Source organism: Halorientalis brevis (assembly GCF_042678165.1).
GTDB classification, from domain to species: Archaea; Halobacteriota; Halobacteria; order Halobacteriales; family Haloarculaceae; genus Halorientalis; species Halorientalis brevis.
This window is the reverse complement of sequence record NZ_JBHUDJ010000010.1, coordinates 1-17,169: the sequence shown is the minus strand read 5'-3', so window position 1 is coordinate 17,169 and position 17,169 is coordinate 1. Positions and strand designations below refer to the sequence as shown.

The following is a 17,169-nucleotide window of genomic DNA, read 5'->3' as shown; positions in this document are numbered from 1 at the left end:
CTCCGGGTTGTTTTCTGATTCGCCAGCCGTCACCTGCCACTGGAGAGCCCGCGACCGCCTGCACCGGTGACCCAGCCGATAACTATAATCTCCAGCCACCTGAGTAACGGAGTGTATGTCGACAAGTCGACTTGCCGGTCGAACAGCGGTCGTAACGGGCGCGAGTTCGGGAATCGGAAACGCCATCGCGGCGACGTTCGGGCGCGAAGGCGCGAACGTCGTCGTCGCCGACGTCCGGCGGGAGCCGAAACTCGACGCCGAGACGTCAGTCTTCGAGAAGCTCGCGGCCGTGGACGCCGACAGTACGTTCGTGGAGACCGATGTCGCGAGCGAAGAGGCAACGCAAGCTGTCATCGATCGCGCCGTCGACGAGTACGACTCGCTCGACGTTCTCGTCAACAACGCCGGCATCTATCACCAGTTCCAGACACACGAGACGCCGACGGACGTGTGGGACGACATCCTCGACGTCAATCTGAAAGGGACCTTCCTGACGAGTCGGGCGGCGCTCCCCCAACTCCGGGAGAGCGAGAACGGGAAAATCATCAACCTCGCGTCGATCTACGGGCTCGTCGGGGGCGAGAACAGTGCGGCCTACTGCGCGTCGAAGGGCGGCGTCGCGAACCTGACGCGTCAGATGGCCCTGGACTACGCGGCCGACGAGATCAACGTCAACGCGCTCGCGCCGGGCATCATCAAGACCGCCCAGAACGCCGAGTGGCGCGAAACCGACGACGAACTACTGGCCGACTGGCACGGCGCGACGCCGTGGCCACGCTTCGGTGAGCCCGACGACGTCGCGGACGCCGCCCTGTTTCTCGCGAGTGAGGAGAGTGATTTCGTGACGGGTCACGTGCTGTCCGTCGACGGTGGCTGGACAGCCCGCTGAGTCGCTATTCGCCGAGGACGTCTTTTGCCAGGTCGATGTCCGGGAGCACGCTGGTGCGTTCCAGCAGCGTCGCGTGCTGCGGACTCCAGCTGATCTCGATCTCGTCGTCCTCCACGGCGACGATCTCGGAACTCTTCAGCTGCAGTTCCATCGGGTCGGCCCCGTCGACCTGTGCGGTGAGGAGCACGAGCGTCCCCGACCCCGGTTGGTGGATGACGTCGTCGACGGTGCAGGTGAGGACGTTTTCCTCCCCGGCGCCGAGTTCGAGGTACTGGGGGCGCACGGAGAAGGGAATCTGCGTGCCGACGAGCGACGCCGGATCGGATTCGAGGTTGTCGGTGCTGGCCGCGAACGTCCCCAGTGGCGTTTCGATGTCGGCCTCGAAGCCGCCGTTGGTCGTCCCGACGAGTTCGCCGGTGAAGACGTTCGAGTCGCCGACGAACGTGGAGACGAACGCCGTCGCGGGTTCGTTGTACACCTCTTCGGTCGGCCCGGAGTGTTCGATCTTGCCGTCGTTCATCACGATGAGCTGATCGCCCAGCCGCATCGCCTGGGTCTGGTCGTGCGTGACGTAGACGAACGTCGTATCGATGTCGCGGTGGATGCGCAGCAGTTCGCGCTCCATGCGCTTTTGCAGCTTGTAGTCCATGTCACCGAGCGGTTCGTCCAGCAAGAGCAGCTTCGGCTCGAGGACCAGGCTCCGCGCGAGTGCGACCCGTTGTTTCTGGCCGGCCGAGAGCTCTTCGGGCGATCGGTCCCCGAGGTCCGCGAGCCGCATGATGTCCAGCATCTCGCTGACGCGCTCGTCCCGTTCGGCCGCGGGCGTGTCGAGGCGATCGAGGCCGTAGGCGATGTTCTCTCGCACCGAGAGGTGCGGGAACAACTGGAAGTCCTGGAACACGAGTCCGATGTCGCGTTCGTAGGTCGGGGCGTCGGTGATGTCGACCCCGTCGAGGTGGATCGACCCCTCGGTGATCGGGAAGCGACCGACGATCGAGTGGAGCGTCGTCGACTTCCCGCAGCCGCTCGGGCCGATCAGGACGCAGAAGTCGCCGCGCTTGATGTCGAAGCTGACCTCTTCGACGGCCACGGTGCCGTCCGGGTACACCTTCGTGAGGTCGGTGATTTCGAGGATCGATTCGCCGCTCGTCTCCGGGTCCAGCTGTCGTGTTTCGGTCATTGTCGGAGCAGGTCCTCCATCGTGAGCGTCTGCGTGACGCTCATGCGCTCGAAGAACTGCGCGTCGCTGTCACTCCACCCGACCTGAATCGTGTCGCCGTAGCGATCCAGGGGGACGTTCCCCGGGCGGATCACGTAGAAGTCGCGATCGTAGCCGTCGAGGGAAAGGGCGATCTCGGTCTGTTCGCCCATGTACGTGCTTCCGACGGGCGAGGCTTCGAGCGTGTTCGTCTCGTCGCTGGCGGCCTCGCCGATCGTGACGGTCTCGGGTCGGATCAGCAGGATGCCCTCCGCACCCGCGCTCGCGCGGTTCACGTTGGTCGCCGCGACGGTCCCGAAGGCGGTGTCGACGGTCGCGCTGTCGCCGTCGGTTTCGCTGACCGTCGCTCGCGCCGGGTTACTGTCGCCGACGAACTGGCCGACGAACGCCGTCTTGGGCTCGCTGTACACCGCCGCTGGGGTGCCGACCTGCTCGATCATCCCCTGGTTCATGACGACGAGCTTGTCGGCCAGTTTGAGCGCCTGGTCCTGATTGTGGGTGACGTAGACGAACGTGCTGCCAAGGTCCTCGTGGATCTGGCGCATCTCCAACTCCATCTGCTTCTGGAGTTTGTAGTCGAGGTCCGCCAGCGGGTCGTCGAGCAGCATCGTCTCGCACTCGCGGATCAGCTGCCGGGCGAGTTCGACGCGCTGTTGCTGGCCGCCACTCAACGCGGACGGCAGGTCGTCTCTCGTCTCCGGGATGGCGAGCATCGCGAGCAGGTCGTCGATCCGTTCGTCGAGCGCCGCCTCGTCGACCGACTCGGACTGCTGGCGAACGCCGAAGGCGATGTTCTCCGCGACGGACATGTGTGGGAAGAGCGCGTCCTCGAACTCCTGAAAGACGTAGCCCAGATCGCGATCCTGGACGGACATCTCCCCAGCGTCGTCACCGCGGAGCAAGACGCGCCCCCGATCCGGCGTCGTCAACCCGGCGATCGTTTGCAGGAGCGTGCTCTTGCCACAGCCGCTCGGCCCGACGATCACACAGAACTCGCCGTCTTCGATCTCTAAGTCGATACCCTGCAGAACCCGCTCGTTTCGAAACGAAATGTCGAGCGAATCAACTCTGACGTCTGTCGAACCCATTGAAGCTACATGCAGCACCATCTAATATAATTGTATTGGACACAATTAATCCAAATTACATTGAAGCAGCGGCAAGATCACTCCATCGAGATAGTACACGGAACCTCGACCTGACGCAGGACTTTCTGTGAGACGCTTCCCAGGAGCGCCTTTCCCGCCGCCGAGCGTCTGTGACCGCCCATGAAGACGTGGTCGACGTCGCTCTCGGTCACGTAGGCGGTGATTTCGGTCGAGGGATCGCCGATGGCCGCCTCGATCTCGGGCTCGACGTCGTGCTCCTGGAAGATGGCTGCACAGTCCTGGACGACGGCGTGTTTCCGCGCGATCTCGACAGGATCGGCCGCCTCGTAGCCGAACTCTTCGAGATACGTCTCGAACTCGGCCTCGCCGAAGACGTGAAAGAGGCACACGTCTGCGTCCAACCCGGCGGCGATCTCGGCTGCGGTCGTCGCAACTGGTTCCATCCGGGACAGTTCGTCGTCGACTGCGACTAGGACAGTATCGACCATGGCCTGACGTACCGAGGCAGTCGTATTAAAGAATCGGGCTGAACACAGGTCAGCCCGGGGAGAAGTATAAATAAGTCGGGACCGACGGTACGCGACATGGCACGGCTAGACGGAACTGCAGCACTGGTTACCGGTGGGAGTCGCGGCATCGGACGCGGCATCGCCGAAGCACTTGCCGCCGCGGGCGCGACGGTCGTCGTCAATCACCCGCCGCAGGAGGACGACTCATACGGCCGGGGGGTTGTCGAGGCGATCGAAGCCGACGGCGGCGAGGCAGCCGTCATCCAGGCGGACGTGAGCGACGCCGCCGAGGTACAGGCGATGATCGAGACGTTCGAGGCCGACTACGGCGCGGTCGACGTCCTCGTCAACAACGCCGGCATCCTCACGCAGTCTCGCGTCGCGGAGATGCCAGTCGAGATGTGGGACGAAACCATCGCCGTCGACCTGCGAGGCGTGTTTCTCACCACGCGGTTCGCCCTCCCGGGCATGCTCGACCAGGGCGCGGGCAAGATCATCAACGTCGCGTCACAGCTCGGCCTCAAGGGCGGCGAAGAACTCGTCCACTACTCGGCGGCGAAAGGCGGCGTGATCGCGATGACGCGCGCCCTCGCCCGCGAGGTCTCACCGACCGTGAACGTCAACGCGATCGCGCCCGGGCCGATCGAGACGAGCCTGCTCGCGGACATCTCCGAGGAGTGGCGGACCGCGAAGGAAGCCGAACTGCCGATGGGACGACTCGGACGGGTCGACGACGTCGCCCCGACGGCGGTGTTCCTCGCGAGCGACGAGAGCGACTACTACACCGGTCAGGTGCTGAGCCCCGACGGCGGGGACGCGATGCACTGACCAGTCGACCGACTCCCCCACGCGAACACTGATAGTACCGCAGCGCACAGCTACACCGGTATGTCAGTAGACACAGTTATCGCCGGGGGGACACTCGTCACCGCCGACCGAACGTTCGAGGGCGCGCTCGCCATCGACGACGGAACGATCGTCGGCGTCGGTGCTGCCGAGCAGTTGCCGGACGCCGACGACGTCGTCGACGCGACGGGAAAGTACGTCATGCCGGGCGTCGTCGACCCGCACGTCCACGTCGCGGACCCCTTTTCCATCGACAGCTACGAGACCGCCTCGAAGGCCGCCGCGCTTGGCGGGACGACGACGGTCATCGGGTTCGCCTTCCAGGGCTGGAACCCGGCCACCGAGGCGTTCGACGGGAGCTACTCGCTGCCCGAGGCGATCGACTCGGTGCGCGAGCGCGGGGCGGACTCGCTCGTCGACTTCGGCGTCCACGGCGCAGTCACCGAGGAGACCGACGAGGGCCTCGAAGACCTCGCGGAGGTCGTGCCCAACGGCGTCCCCTCGATCAAGATGTTCACCGCCTACGACGTCGGCCTCTCGAACGGGTTCATGCACCGGGTGTTCGAACGGCTGGCGGCCCTCGACGGCGTCGGCGTCCTCCACACCGAAGACGGGTCGGTCTGCGACGTGCTCACCGAGGCGTGCAAGCGCGAGGGGAAGGGCGATCCGGTTCACTATCCCGCGTCCCGCCCCGACTACGCCGAGGCCATGGCGGCCGACGACGCCGTCAGGATGGCGCTCGAAACCGGCGCGAAGTACTACGGCATCCACACCTCTTGCCGGAAAGCCGCCGAGGTGCTCGAAGCGGCCCGCGAGGACGGCAGTCGGGTCCGTGCGGAGACGTGCGTCCACTTCACGACGCTCGACGAGTCCGTCTACGCGGAGCAGGGCACGCTCCCGCTGTTCGCCCCGCCGATGCGGACTCCCGACGACGTCGAGGCGATGTTCGAACACCTGCAGGCGGGCTCGCTCGACGTGGTCTCGACCGATCACTGTGCGTACACGGAAGCGAGCAAGCAGGTCGACGACTGGTGGGACAGCCCCTTCGGAGCGAATCTGCTCCAGACCGGCTTCCCCGTGTTCCACGACGAGGCGGTCACCCAGCGCGGCTTCGGCTATCCGACGCTCGTGAGACTCGTGTCGACTGCGCCGGCCCAGACGTTCGGCCTCCCGGAGAAGGGAACGTTGACGCCCGGCACGGACGCGGACGTCGTCGTCTTCGACCCGGACGCGTCGTACACGATCGACGCGGCCGACAACGAGTCGAAGGCGGACTTCTCGATCTTCGAGGGCCGCGAGGTCACCGGTCGCGTCGAGAAGACGTTCGTCCGCGGGACGCTCGTCGCCGACGACGGCGAGATCGTCGCCGACCCTGGCCACGGGCAGTTCGTCGAGCGAATCCAGCCGGACTGGTCGGCCTGAGCGGTCAGTCGCTGGCGACGCCAGCGAGATCGAGTGCGGCCGTCGCGAGCGTGTTCGCGGCGCGATGACAGTCGTCCCAGCTCGTGTACTCTGCCTCGGAGTGGCTCTTGCCGCCCTCGCTGACGGCGAACACCATCCCCGCGTCACAGACTCGGTGCACGTTCGTCGCGTCGTGGACGCCGCCGCTGGGCAGGCGCACGGCGTCGTACCCGAGGTCGGCGGCCGCTCGTTCGACGCTGTCGACGCACCGATCCGGAAAAGAGACCGGCGTCGCGGTCGCTCGCTCGTCGATCTCCCAGTCGACGCCTTCCTGGGTCGCGGCTGCCTCGGTCGCCGCGTGGATGCGGTCGACAGCGTCGTCGAGCACGTCCCCGGAGGGGTCACGAACGCCGTACGTGAACGTGGCTGTGCCGGGGACGACGTTGATCGAGTTCGGACTCACGTCCAGCGCGCCGACCGTCGCGACGGTGCGCTCGCCGAGCGTGCTCGGGAGCCGCCGGACCTGTGTGATCACGTCGGCCGCGGCGACGAGCGCATCTTTGCGGTGGTGCATCGGCGTCGCCCCCGAGTGGTTCGCCTCGCCGCGGAACGTAATCGCTCCCCACCGGAGCCCGACGATGCCGGTGACGACGCCGACGTCGGCCCCGGTCGCCTCCAGCGACGGCCCCTGCTCGACGTGCAGTTCGAGGTACGAGTCGTACGCCTCGCCCGGTTCCGCGGGCGTCGACCCTTTGTAACCGATGCGTTCCAGTTCGTCCTCGACGGTGGTGCCGTCGTCGTCGGTCCGAGCGTACTCCGCGTCGATGTCGTGGACGCCGGCCCAGACGCCGCTGCCCTGGAGCGTCGGCTGGAACCGCGACCCCTCCTCGTTCGTCCAGTTGACGATCTCGATGGGCCGCTCGGTCCCGATCCCGCGCGCGTCGAGTTCGCGGACGAGTTCCAGCGCGGCGACGACGCCGAGCGCCCCGTCGTAGATGCCGCCGTACGGCTGGGAATCGAGGTGTGATCCGACCAGGACGGGGGCGACATCGCGTGTGCCCTCGCGCCGACCGAACATGTTGCCGAACGCGTCGACTCGGGTCGAGAGGCCGGCCGCGTCCAGCTGCGCTGCGAACCAGTCTCGTACTCGCTTGTCCGCGTCTGAGAGTGCGAGTCGGTGGAGCCCGCCGTTCTCGGTCGCCCCGATCTCGGCCTGGGCCTGCATGGTGGCGACGAACCGCTCTCTGTCCAGGAGTAACTCCATACACTGCCCTCGGAACGCAAGCGTATGAACGTCCGCCCTGTCCGGGCAGTCGACGTGGGGAGTCGCCCCGGTACTCGTCACAACATATAAACGCAGTTCCGCCGAGACTGACGTATGGTCGCAATCGACCTCAACTGTGACATGGGTGAGAGTTTCGGCAACTACACGATGGGCCGCGACGCGGAGGTCATGCCGTACATCACGTCGGCGAACATCGCGGGCGGCTACCACGCGGGCGACCCGCACGTGATGCGCGAGACGGTCGCGCTGGCCGCTGAACACGACGTCGGGATCGGCATCCATCCCGGCCTCCCGGACAAGATGGGGTTCGGGCGCCGGACGATGGACGCGACGCCCGAGGAAGTCCGCGACTACGTGCTCTACCAGCTCGGCGCGCTGACGGCGTTCGCCAAACGCCACGGGGCCGAGGTCCAGCACGTCAAACCACACGGTGCGATGTACTCGATGCTCTCGGAGAGCCCGGACCACGCCCGCGCGGTGATGGAGGCCGTCCTCGAGGTGGACCCGTCCCTCGTCTACCTGGCGACGGACATGAACATCTACGAGGTCGCCCAGGAGTTCGACGCCCTCGACGCCGTCTTCGAGGGCTACGTCGATCTGGACTACAACGCCGACCGGACGCTCATCGTCGAGAAGGAAGTCGCGCCGAAAGACCCCGATCTGGTCGCCGATCGCGTGGTGAACATCGCGAACCACGGCGAGATCGAAGCGGTCGACGGGACGACGCTCGATCTGCCCGCCGAGAGCATCTGTATCCACGGCGACGGCCCGAACGCCGTCGAACTGCTCGAAGCGATCCACGACCGCCTCGACGAGGAGAACGTCGACATCGCGCGCCTCGACGAGTTGGTGTAACCGCCCTACTGTTCGTCGGCGAACCCGTCGAACTGTTCGTCGACGTACTTCGTCGTGTGCTGGCTGTCCCGGAACGTTCCGTCGCCGAGGACCGCCAGGTGGAACGGAATCGTCGTGGCGATGCCCTCGATCTCGGTTTCCCGGAGCACGCGCGTCGCGCGGTCGAGCGCCTCCTCGCGGGTCGCTGCGGTGACGATGAACTTCCCGACCAGCGAGTCGTAGAACGGACTCACCGCGTCGCCTTCGTCGACGCCGTCGTCGACGCGGACGCCGATGCCAGTCGGCCTGCGATACGTTTCGAGGTCGCCGGGGGTCGGGATGAACTCGTTGCGCGGGTCTTCGGCGTTGATCCGGAACTCCACGGCAGCGCCGCGGGGGTCGACGTCGTCCTGGGTGAACGACAGTTCCTCTCCGGCAGCGACCCGGAACTGCTCTTTGACGAGGTCGATCCCGGTCGTCGCCTCGGTGACGGTGTGTTCGACCTGGATGCGGGCGTTGACCTCCAGAAAGTAGAACTCGCCGTCCTCGTAGAGGAACTCGACGGTGCCCGCGTTCACGTAGTCCGCCTCGGCGACGCCCCGGGTGGCTGCCGCGCACAGTTCCTCGCGCGTGTCGGCGTCGAGGACGGGCGAGGGCATCTCCTCGATGAGTTTCTGCTGATCGCGCTGGACGCTACAATCGCGTTCGTAGAGATGCCTGACGTTGCCGTGGGTGTCGGCGATGATCTGGACTTCGATGTGGCGCGGATTCTCGAGGAACTTCTCCACGTACACCGCCGGGTTGTCGAAGTACGCTTCCCCTTCGCGTTTGGCGTCGGCGAACTTCTCGTCGACGTCCCCTTCGGATTCGACGACTTTCAGGCCGCGCCCGCCGCCGCCGCCGTCAGCTTTGATGGCGAGCGGGTAGCCGTGTTCCTCGCCGAACGCCGTGACGTCGTCGGGGGACTCGGCGGGGTCCGTCGTCCCCGGCACGATCGGGACGTCAGCGCGGTCCATGATCTCCCGTGCCTGCGTCTTCTCGCCGAAGTTGGTCATCACGTCGCTCGGCGGGCCGATCCAGATGAACTCGCTGTCCTCGACGCGCGCGGCGAACTCGGTGTTCTCGGCGAGGAAGCCGTAGCCGGGGTGGATGGCGTCGACGTCCGCCTCGGTTGCTGCGTCGATGAGCGCCGCCTGGTCGAGGTAGCTCTTGCTGGCCATCGACGAGCCGACGTGGAAGGCCTCGTCGGCGCGCCGAACGTGTTTGGCCGTCTCGTCGGCGTCGCTGTACACTGCCACGGTTTCGATGCCGAGTTCCTGTGCTGCCTGGATCACTCGGACGGCGATCTCGCCACGATTGGCTACCAGTACCGAATCGATCATACCTAGCAACGGTACTGTTTCCCCCATATAGTTACCGTGTTACATTGACTCGCGTTGTCGAAAAAACAGCCAGCGGAGCAGTTGCGTCCCTCAGAGCGTGTCGCGCAGGGTCTGGAGCGTTTCGTCCTGTGCGGCCCGAACCTCCAGGGCCGTGTCGACGTCGACGGCCTGGAAGTTCACCGTACTGTGCACGCGACACTGCGAGAGCGTTCCCCGGTCGGTGCTGATGAGCGTGCCGACGGTCGCGTAGCCGCCGCCCGTGACGGCGTCGCGCATGAGGACGATGGGCTGGCCGGCCATCTGGATGGAACCGATGGGATAGCCCAGGTCGACGACGTTCGTCACGTCGGTCCCGGCGCCGAACGGCTGGTCGCGTTCCTCGAACATGTCCGTGATGTCGGGCCCCTCGAAGCGGTAGCCGACGCGGTCGGCCTCGTCGCTGACTTTCCAGTCGGCGTCGAGGAACCGCTCGCGGCCCTCGTCGGTGAGCCGGTAGTCACACAGGCCCATGACGACGCGCACGTCGATCGACGAGTAGTCCGGTACGTGTTCGTCCGGCACTGCGGTGCCGACCTGCTCGGGACGACTCTCGTGGTCGGCGACCTGCAACGTATCGCCTGCTTCGAGTTCGCGGCCCTCGTAGCCGCCGAGGCCGATGAGCGTGTACGTCGAACTGCTCCCCATCACTTCGGGCACGTCGAAGCCGCCGGCGACGGCGAGGTACGATCGGACGCCGTCCTGGCTGAACTCGAAGGAGAGTTCCTGCCCGGCGTCGACCTCGACGGCAGTCCACGTGGGGATCGGCTCGTCGTCGAGCGTCGGCGACATGTCCGCGCCCGTGACGGCGATGAGCGCCGACTCGCCGAATTCGAGGTCACAGCCCTGGTAGGTCATCTCCAGGGTCGCCGCGTCCTCGTCGTTACCGACGAGGTAGTTCGCGACCGCGTGGGCGAACTGGTCCATCGCGCCCGAGGGAGGCATGCCGATGTGGTAGTGGCCCGGTCGACCGGCGTCCTGGACGGTCGTCGAGAGCCCGGGGTTCAGGACGTCGATCATGCCAGCACCTCCAGGAGCCGCTCGTTGTACTCGTGTGGGTGCTGGAAGAACTCGTCGGGCTCGAACTCGACGACTTCGGAGGTGTACTCGTAGCTGCCGTCCTCGATTGCCTCGCGGATGGCGTCGTACTCCTCGCGGTCGATCTTGCGGAAGTTGAGGATGTCGCCCGGGTTCGGGAGGACCATCGATTCCTCGAAGTCGGCCAGTTCCTGCTCGACGTCCAGCACTTCGACCGGCGTCCGCCCGTAGAGCTGGTAGCCGCCTGCGCCGAACACGGGATAGATCGCGGTGAACGCGCCGCCGAAGCCGACCGCGCGGGCCGGGGTGGCCGTCCGCGGCTGTTCGTATTTGGGTACCTCGATCTGCTCGTCGCGCGGGCGCATCTGGAAACAGAACGGGAGGCCGGGGACGAACCCGACCATCGTCACCATGTGTGGGGCGCCGGCGTGGTGGTCGATGAACGCCTCGACGCTGTCGAAACCGTTGATCCGCGCGGAGTACTCCAGGTCGGTCGCGTCGGGGTCCTGGTGGCGGTCGCGGAAGTCCATCAGCGTGTCGTGGGTCCACGGATCCTCGTACAGCACCGGGATGTCGTAGACGGTCGCGTCCCACTGGTAGTCGGTCAGGTCGATGTCGTCCTCCAGTGCTTCGAGCTCCGCGATCACGTCGGCCGGCGTCACGACCCCGGGGTCGAACTGGATGAGATACGATGCGTTCGACGGCGCGACCTCGAGGATGCCCGGGATGTCCCGGGCGCGAATCTCCTGTGTGATCGCCTGTGCTTTGAAGTTGGCGTCGAAGCTCATCTCCTCGGCGAGTTCGACGAACACGTAGTCGTCGCCACCGTGTTCGTACCGAGGTGACGGTAGCTCCTGTCGCTCAATGCCTGAATCGGCCATCTCTCTCCCAGAAGCGCGATTGGGACCTATAAGTATCGGTTCCTACGGCCGTTTCACCGCGTGATCGAGTACCGGCTGGCATCGGCTCATTGGTCAATTTATATATGCGAGGAGCGGTAACTCAGGGTGACGCGTAACACAACCATGACGACCCACTATATCGAAGCCCCAATGCCAGGCGTGTTCTATCGACGTTCCGACCCGGACGAACCGCCGTACGTGACCGAAGGCGACGCCGTCTCTGCTGGCGACGTCGTCGGCCTCGTCGGGGTCATGAAGAACTTCCACGACGTGACGGCGGACGACGACGGCACGGTCACAGCGGTACTCGCGGAGAACGAACAGGAGATCGAAGCGGGCGACGAACTGCTCGAGATCGAGGTCGAATAACCCCATCTCGGCCGGGAACCGCTCGCCGTTTCCGCTTGCGGAGCAGAGGGTATCGCCTTCGAACCGGCTGGACGCGGCGTGAACGCCCACCGTTTTTGCCGATCTTCCTGCGTTCAACATCGAACAGTCGACTTAGAGACGTGCGCAATAATTCTGAAGAGATTAAACAACGTCCTCTTTTCAGTCTGAATATTGGATTGAATACGAAAAATAAAAAGTATTAAATATAGTTCGGCACACCTTGACATGTGAGATGATACTATGAACCGTGCCGGTGTCGACATCGGCGGAACCTTCACCGACGTGATCGTGTTCGACGAAGAGAGCGGCGAGATCGAGATCGCGAAGACGCCGTCGACGCCCGACAATCCCGCGGAGGGCGTGATCAACGGGTTGACGAAAGCCGAGACCGGAATCGAAGATCTCGACTTTTTCTCTCATGGGTCGACGGTCGGGACGAACGCGTTGATCGAGCGGGAACTCCCGCGGATCGGCCTCATCACGACCGAAGGGTTCCGTGACGTCCACGAGATCCGCGACGCGACGAAAGACGAGATCTGGGACGCCTACGAGGACGTCGCCGATCCCTACGTCCAGCGTCGGGACCGACTCGGCGTCTCCGAGCGGATCGATTACGACGGCAGCGTCGTCGAACCGCTCGACGAGGACCGGGCACGGGAGGTAGTCCGCATTTTCGAGAAGCGCGGCATCGACACCATCGCGATCTCGCTGATCAACGCGTACGTCAACGGGGATCACGAGCGCAGACTCGAGGAGATCGTCGCAGACGAACACCCGGACGCGTTCGTCTGCAGTTCTCACGAGATTCTCCCCGAGATGTTCGAACACGAGCGCATGAGTACGACGGTCATCAACGCGGCCCTCGTGCCCGTCGTTCAGGAGTACCTCACGGACCTCTCGACGCAGCTCGCCGACCGCGACTATCACGGCGACGTCCTCGCGATGCACTCCGGTGGCGGGGTCATGACGACGGACGCGATCGCCTACTACGCGGCGCGCATCGCTAACTCCGGCCCGACTGCCGGCGCCATCGCCGGCCAGTACATCGCCGAGCAGTGCGGCTTCGAGAACGCGATCGGCTTCGACATGGGCGGGACCAGCGCCGACGTGTCGCTCACTCACTCCGGCGACATCGAGATGACCGACGAGTGGGCCGTCGAGTACGGCTACCCCATCATGTTCCCCTCGACGGACATCGAGACGATCGGTGCCGGCGGCGGCTCCGTCGCCTGGATCGACGAGGGCGGCTCGCTTCGCGTGGGGCCGAAGAGTCAGGGTGCCGACCCCGGCCCCGCTTGCTACCTCCGCGGGGGCGACAAGCCGACGACGACCGACGCGAACGTCGTCCTCGGGTGGGTCGACCCCGACAAGTTCCTCGGCGGCGACATGGAAGCGACCGCCGAACCCGCAGAGCGCGTCATCGAACGCGACATCGCAGAGCCGCTGGGGCTCGACCTCACCGAGGCGGCGTCGTCCATCGAGCAGATCGCCGTCGCGAACATGTGTAACGCGGTGCGCCTCGTGTCGACGAGCAAGGGGTACGACCCGCGCGACTTCGCGCTCGTCGGCTTCGGCGGCGCGGGGCCGCTCCACGCTGCCCACGTCGCGAAACAGATGAACATCCCCAAGGTCATCATCCCGCCGTACCCGGGGATCAACTCCGCGCTCGGGTGTCTCCTGGTCGACGTCGAGCACGACCTCTCCCGGACGTTCATCGCGGACGCGACGGCGGACGTCGTCGACGACATCGAGGAGACGCTCGCGGAGATGGAGTCGGAGATCTACGAGCGCCTCGCCGAAGAGGGCGTCGAGGACGACGACATGCGCATGGACTACGAACTCAAGATGCGCTACGCCGGGCAGTGGCGGTCGCTCGACGTTCCGTGCTCGCGGCCCATCGAGAGCATGGACGCCATCCGCGAGCAGTTCCACGAACAGCACGAGCAGGTGTACGCCTACTCCGACGAGGAGCAGCAGGTCGAACTCTACGGCCTGCGCGTCACCGGCCGGGGAATCGTCGACAAGCCCTCCTTCCCCGAACTCGAAACCGAGGGACTCAACGACGCTCACATCGGCACTCGGGAGGCGTACTTCGAGGTCGCCGGCGAGTACGTCGAGACCGACGTGTACGACCGCTCGAAGTTCGGCGTCGGCGCGTCTTTCGAGGGACCGGCGATCGTCGAGCAGATGGATTCCACCGTCGTCGTCCCGCCGGGTACCGAAGCGGAAGTCGAGAACACAGGCAACCTCATCATCACGGTGAAATAATGTCCGAATCGCAACCACAGGCTGACATCGACCTCGACCCGGTCACGTTCGAGGTGCTGCGCAGTTCGTTTACGAACCTCGTCGACCGGATGGCAGAGCAGATCCAGCGGACGTGCTACTCGTTCGTGATCTACAACCGGGACTTCAGTAACAGTCTCAACGACGCCGAGGGGAACACGATCATGCAGGGGTCCCAGGACATCGCAGTCCACGTCGGGACGCTCCACTACACCTGCAAGGAGACCCTCGAGTTCTTCGAGGGGAACGTCAATCCCGGCGACGTCTACATCGTCAACGACCCGTACCTCGGCGGCACGCACATCAACGACGTGCGCATCATGCGCCCGGTGTTCTACGACGGCGAACTCATCGCCGTCACGCAGTCGAACGGCCACTGGGCCGACGTCGGTGGGCCGGCACCGGGGTCGTTCAACATCAACGCCCAGCACCACTTCGCCGAGGGGATGCGGATTCCGCCGCTGAAGATCTGGGACGCCGGCGAGTTCCAGGAGGACGTGGCCAACCTGCTGGTCACGAACATGCGCCTCTCCGAGGACCGCCTCGGGGACATGCGCGCCCAGACGGAAGCGACCAGGATCGCCGCGGATCGCCTGCTCGAACTCGTCGAGAAGTACGGGATCGACACGGTGAAGACGGCCTTCGACGAGTCGAAGAACTACGTCGAGCGCATCATGCGCGAGCGGATCAGCGACCTGCCCGACGGCACCTGGCGAACCCAGGACTACATCGACGCCGACCCGAACAAGGAGGAAGGCTACGTCACTATCGACGTCGAGATGACCATCGACGGGGACGAGGTCCACTACGACCTCTCGGGGTCCGACGAGTACGTCGGGAACTTCCTGAACTCGACGTTCGGGACCTCCTTCTCCGCGGTCGTCGCGGGGACGAAGATGTTCTTCCCCGATGTCCCGCTCAACTCGGGCATGTACAACGTCGTGAGCGCCGATCTCCCCGAGGGAACCGTCGTGAACGCACCGGAGCCCGTCGCCGTCACCGGGTCGGTCGCTGGCGCGTACGAGAAAGTCATGAACGCGATTTTCGAACTCTGGTCGGAAGTCCTCCCGGAGCGCGCGATGGCGTGTGCGTTCAACCTCGAGTACCTGCTCGCGGGCGGCCAGGACCAGCGACCCGGCCGCGGCGGCGAGGAGTTCATGTGGTACGACTGGATGGCCGGCGGCTGGGGCGGCCGCGACGGCAAGGACGGCGCGACCGCGACGGCTCCCGTCTTCGGGGCCGGCCTCGCCGTCCAATCCCTCGAAGGGCAGGAACGGGACACCCCGCTGCTGACCAGCGAGCACTCGATCGTGACTGACTCCGCAGGCCCCGGCGAGTACCGCGGCGGCTGCGGCGTCCGGAAAGGCGGCCAACTCCTCGCGTGCGAGAACAGCGTCATCTCCTACTGTTCAGACCGCGCCCGCTCCATCACGTGGGGCATCAACGGCGGGCTCCCCGGGATCCCACACGGCGTGACGCTGGAGCAGGGCGACGACGACCCCGAGGAAATGGGGACGGTGTTCTCAAACCACCCCATCGAAGAGAGCGACGAGTTCGTTCGGCCTTCCTCCGGTGGCGGCGGCTTCGGCGACCCGCTCGACCGCGACCCGGCGGCGGTCCTCGAAGACGTCAAGGACGACTACGTCTCCGTCGAGCGCGCGAAGACGGACTACGGCGTCGTCATCGAGGAGATCGACGCCGATCTCTGCGACTACGAGATCGACGAGGAGGCGACGGCCGAGGAACGCGAACACATCCGAACGAACCGCGAAGACTGGCTCCGCGAAGACCCGGACGCCGTCGCACAGCGGTACCGAGACGGCGACCTCGACCAACTCGATCTGATCCGGCAGTACGGGGTCATCCTCGACTGGTCGAACGGCGAACTCCTCGAGCGAACCACCGAACAGTTCCGCGAGATGCTCGTCGAACGCGCCGAATCCGAGTGGGCGCAGTGAGCCCCTCGTCCGGTTCCATCCCGTCTCACGCCTGATCTGACCACGGCGCGGACACGTGGTACCACCACTCCTGCTTTCGATCTCGAACTGTCGTGACGAGCGTCCCAGGCAACCGAGCGCGATCGGACGCCGTCGTCGACCGTCGAGTCCCACAGAAACGGAGGCCAGTCAGTACAGGCTCACAGCGGAGAGATCCGTTTTGAACGTGTAACAGTACTTCTCCATCCCTTCCTGCTCGTAGAACGCGTGTGCCTCGTCGCGCCAGTGGCCCGACGCGAGTTCGACGCACGAGCAGTCCTTCGAATCTGCCCACGACGCGACCCACGAGAGCAGTTCCCCGCCGTGTCCGTTCCCACGGTGTGGCTCGTCGACGACTAGCTCGTGAACCCACGCGTGTTTGCCGTGGTACATATTCGTCTCGATGACCACTCCTGCGAGCGCTCGAATGTCACCGTCTTCGCTTCGGAGAGCGAACAACTGGTACCCGCTTTCCTCACGCATCGTGTCGTACGTATCCAGAAATGTTTCCTCTCCGATGGGCCGGAGCTGTTTCAGGACCGGGTACGCCTCCAGGAGTTCCTCTTTCGTCGTCAGTTCGCTGATGCTCTTACTACACATACCATGTGAAGAAGTGACACATACTTATCTGTTGTGTTCGAATCTCGCCGTACATGTAAGCGGCACACCAAAAGCCGGGCTTGGGGCCGACCGCCACTGAACTCAGTTCGATACAGAATGTGTAGCATGAAATAGAAACAACTACATGGGATTATATCAGATTGTGTATGGTCATGGCTGCAGAGTCCTTGTTGGTCGGGTTTCCCTTCAGACAGGCGTCTGGCGTCGAACCGGCGAGTTCCGGACCGGAGTCGGCGACCCGGTTCGGGCGACAGCGCAACCACGATAGCGGCGCTTTCGCCCACCTGTGGGCAGTCCCCAATCGCTATCGCCAGGGCGATGGGCACGACGATACCAGACGTGGACGCGCTCAGACCCCTCGATTTCGTCACCGGCAGTTACTGAGTGAACTACCCTACCCTACTCGCTCACGGCTGACGCCGTTCGCTCCTTGAGGGTAGGGCTTC

The 17,169-nt window shown here is 65.0% G+C and carries 15 protein-coding genes; 7 read left to right on the top strand and 8 right to left on the bottom strand.

The features are described from left to right. Nucleotides 1-115: 115 nt before the first annotated feature. Nucleotides 116-889: an SDR family NAD(P)-dependent oxidoreductase gene (locus tag ACFR9U_RS14900; RefSeq protein WP_247382218.1), complete on the top strand. Its 774-nt coding sequence runs from the start codon at nucleotides 116-118 to the stop codon at nucleotides 887-889. 4 nt (nucleotides 890-893) lie between these two features. Here the strand turns inward: ACFR9U_RS14900 and ACFR9U_RS14895 are convergent, their stop codons facing one another. The 3 genes from ACFR9U_RS14895 to ACFR9U_RS14885 form a co-directional block, all read right to left on the bottom strand. Continuing rightward, complete coding sequence (locus ACFR9U_RS14895) at nucleotides 894-2,069, bottom strand: ABC transporter ATP-binding protein (RefSeq protein ID WP_247382216.1); 1,176 nt, start codon at nucleotides 2,067-2,069, stop codon at nucleotides 894-896. Beyond that, nucleotides 2,066-3,196 carry an ABC transporter ATP-binding protein gene (locus ACFR9U_RS14890; protein WP_247382214.1) on the bottom strand — a complete coding sequence of 377 codons (1,131 nt, stop codon included), beginning with the start codon at nucleotides 3,194-3,196 and terminating at the stop codon, nucleotides 2,066-2,068. Before ACFR9U_RS14890 ends, ACFR9U_RS14895 begins: the two co-directional genes overlap by 4 nt. A 77-nt stretch (nucleotides 3,197-3,273) precedes the next feature. Beyond that, nucleotides 3,274-3,705 (bottom strand): universal stress protein, encoded by a 432-nt coding sequence (locus ACFR9U_RS14885; protein ID WP_247382212.1) that lies wholly within the window; start codon nucleotides 3,703-3,705, stop codon nucleotides 3,274-3,276. A gap of 96 nt (nucleotides 3,706-3,801) precedes the next feature. Here ACFR9U_RS14885 and ACFR9U_RS14880 point away from each other — a divergent pair, with 96 nt between their 5' ends. Both ACFR9U_RS14880 and ACFR9U_RS14875 read left to right on the top strand, forming a co-directional pair. After that, nucleotides 3,802-4,554, top strand: coding sequence for an SDR family NAD(P)-dependent oxidoreductase (locus tag ACFR9U_RS14880; RefSeq protein ID WP_247382210.1), 753 nt, complete (start codon nucleotides 3,802-3,804; stop codon nucleotides 4,552-4,554). A 60-nt stretch (nucleotides 4,555-4,614) separates the two neighbouring features. Further along, entirely contained in the window at nucleotides 4,615-5,994 is a 1,380-nt protein-coding gene (locus ACFR9U_RS14875) for a dihydroorotase (RefSeq protein WP_247382207.1), read from the top strand. Between the two features lie 4 nt (nucleotides 5,995-5,998). On the opposite strand, the gene ACFR9U_RS14870 is transcribed toward ACFR9U_RS14875, so the two are convergent. Continuing rightward, nucleotides 5,999-7,237, bottom strand: a complete 1,239-nt coding sequence (locus tag ACFR9U_RS14870) for a Zn-dependent hydrolase (protein WP_247382205.1) — start codon at nucleotides 7,235-7,237, stop codon at nucleotides 5,999-6,001. Nucleotides 7,238-7,351: 114 nt separating this feature from the next. On the opposite strand from ACFR9U_RS14870, the gene ACFR9U_RS14865 reads away from it, so the two are divergent. Further along, nucleotides 7,352-8,113 (top strand): LamB/YcsF family protein, encoded by a 762-nt coding sequence (locus ACFR9U_RS14865; protein WP_247382203.1) that lies wholly within the window; start codon nucleotides 7,352-7,354, stop codon nucleotides 8,111-8,113. 5 nt (nucleotides 8,114-8,118) lie between these two features. Here ACFR9U_RS14865 and ACFR9U_RS14860 read toward each other — a convergent pair whose 3' ends face one another. The 3 genes from ACFR9U_RS14860 to ACFR9U_RS14850 all read right to left on the bottom strand — a co-directional run bounded on the left by ACFR9U_RS14860 (nucleotide 8,119) and on the right by ACFR9U_RS14850 (nucleotide 11,429). Then, entirely contained in the window at nucleotides 8,119-9,474 is a 1,356-nt protein-coding gene (locus tag ACFR9U_RS14860) for an acetyl-CoA carboxylase biotin carboxylase subunit (RefSeq protein WP_282594435.1), read from the bottom strand. 90 nt (nucleotides 9,475-9,564) lie between these two features. Beyond that, the gene (locus tag ACFR9U_RS14855) at nucleotides 9,565-10,530 is read right to left on the bottom strand and encodes a 5-oxoprolinase subunit C family protein (RefSeq protein ID WP_247382202.1); all 966 of its coding nucleotides are present in this window, start codon (nucleotides 10,528-10,530) and stop codon (nucleotides 9,565-9,567) included. Then, complete coding sequence (locus tag ACFR9U_RS14850) at nucleotides 10,527-11,429, bottom strand: 5-oxoprolinase subunit B family protein (RefSeq protein ID WP_247382200.1); 903 nt, start codon at nucleotides 11,427-11,429, stop codon at nucleotides 10,527-10,529. Before ACFR9U_RS14850 ends, ACFR9U_RS14855 begins: the two co-directional genes overlap by 4 nt. Before the next feature lie 144 nt (nucleotides 11,430-11,573). Here ACFR9U_RS14850 and ACFR9U_RS14845 point away from each other — a divergent pair, with 144 nt between their 5' ends. The 3 genes from ACFR9U_RS14845 (at nucleotide 11,574) to ACFR9U_RS14835 (ending at nucleotide 16,084) form a co-directional block, all read left to right on the top strand. Beyond that, nucleotides 11,574-11,819, top strand: a complete 246-nt coding sequence (locus tag ACFR9U_RS14845) for an acetyl-CoA carboxylase (protein ID WP_247382198.1) — start codon at nucleotides 11,574-11,576, stop codon at nucleotides 11,817-11,819. A gap of 261 nt (nucleotides 11,820-12,080) precedes the next feature. After that, nucleotides 12,081-14,108, top strand: a complete 2,028-nt coding sequence (locus tag ACFR9U_RS14840; RefSeq protein WP_247382196.1) for a hydantoinase/oxoprolinase family protein — start codon at nucleotides 12,081-12,083, stop codon at nucleotides 14,106-14,108. Then, nucleotides 14,108-16,084: a hydantoinase B/oxoprolinase family protein gene (locus ACFR9U_RS14835; protein WP_247382194.1), complete on the top strand. Its 1,977-nt coding sequence runs from the start codon at nucleotides 14,108-14,110 to the stop codon at nucleotides 16,082-16,084. Before ACFR9U_RS14840 ends, ACFR9U_RS14835 begins: the two co-directional genes overlap by 1 nt. A 168-nt stretch (nucleotides 16,085-16,252) precedes the next feature. Here the strand turns inward: ACFR9U_RS14835 and ACFR9U_RS14830 are convergent, their stop codons facing one another. Continuing rightward, nucleotides 16,253-16,702: a GNAT family N-acetyltransferase gene (locus tag ACFR9U_RS14830; protein ID WP_247382191.1), complete on the bottom strand. Its 450-nt coding sequence runs from the start codon at nucleotides 16,700-16,702 to the stop codon at nucleotides 16,253-16,255. Nucleotides 16,703-17,169: the final 467 nt, after the last annotated feature.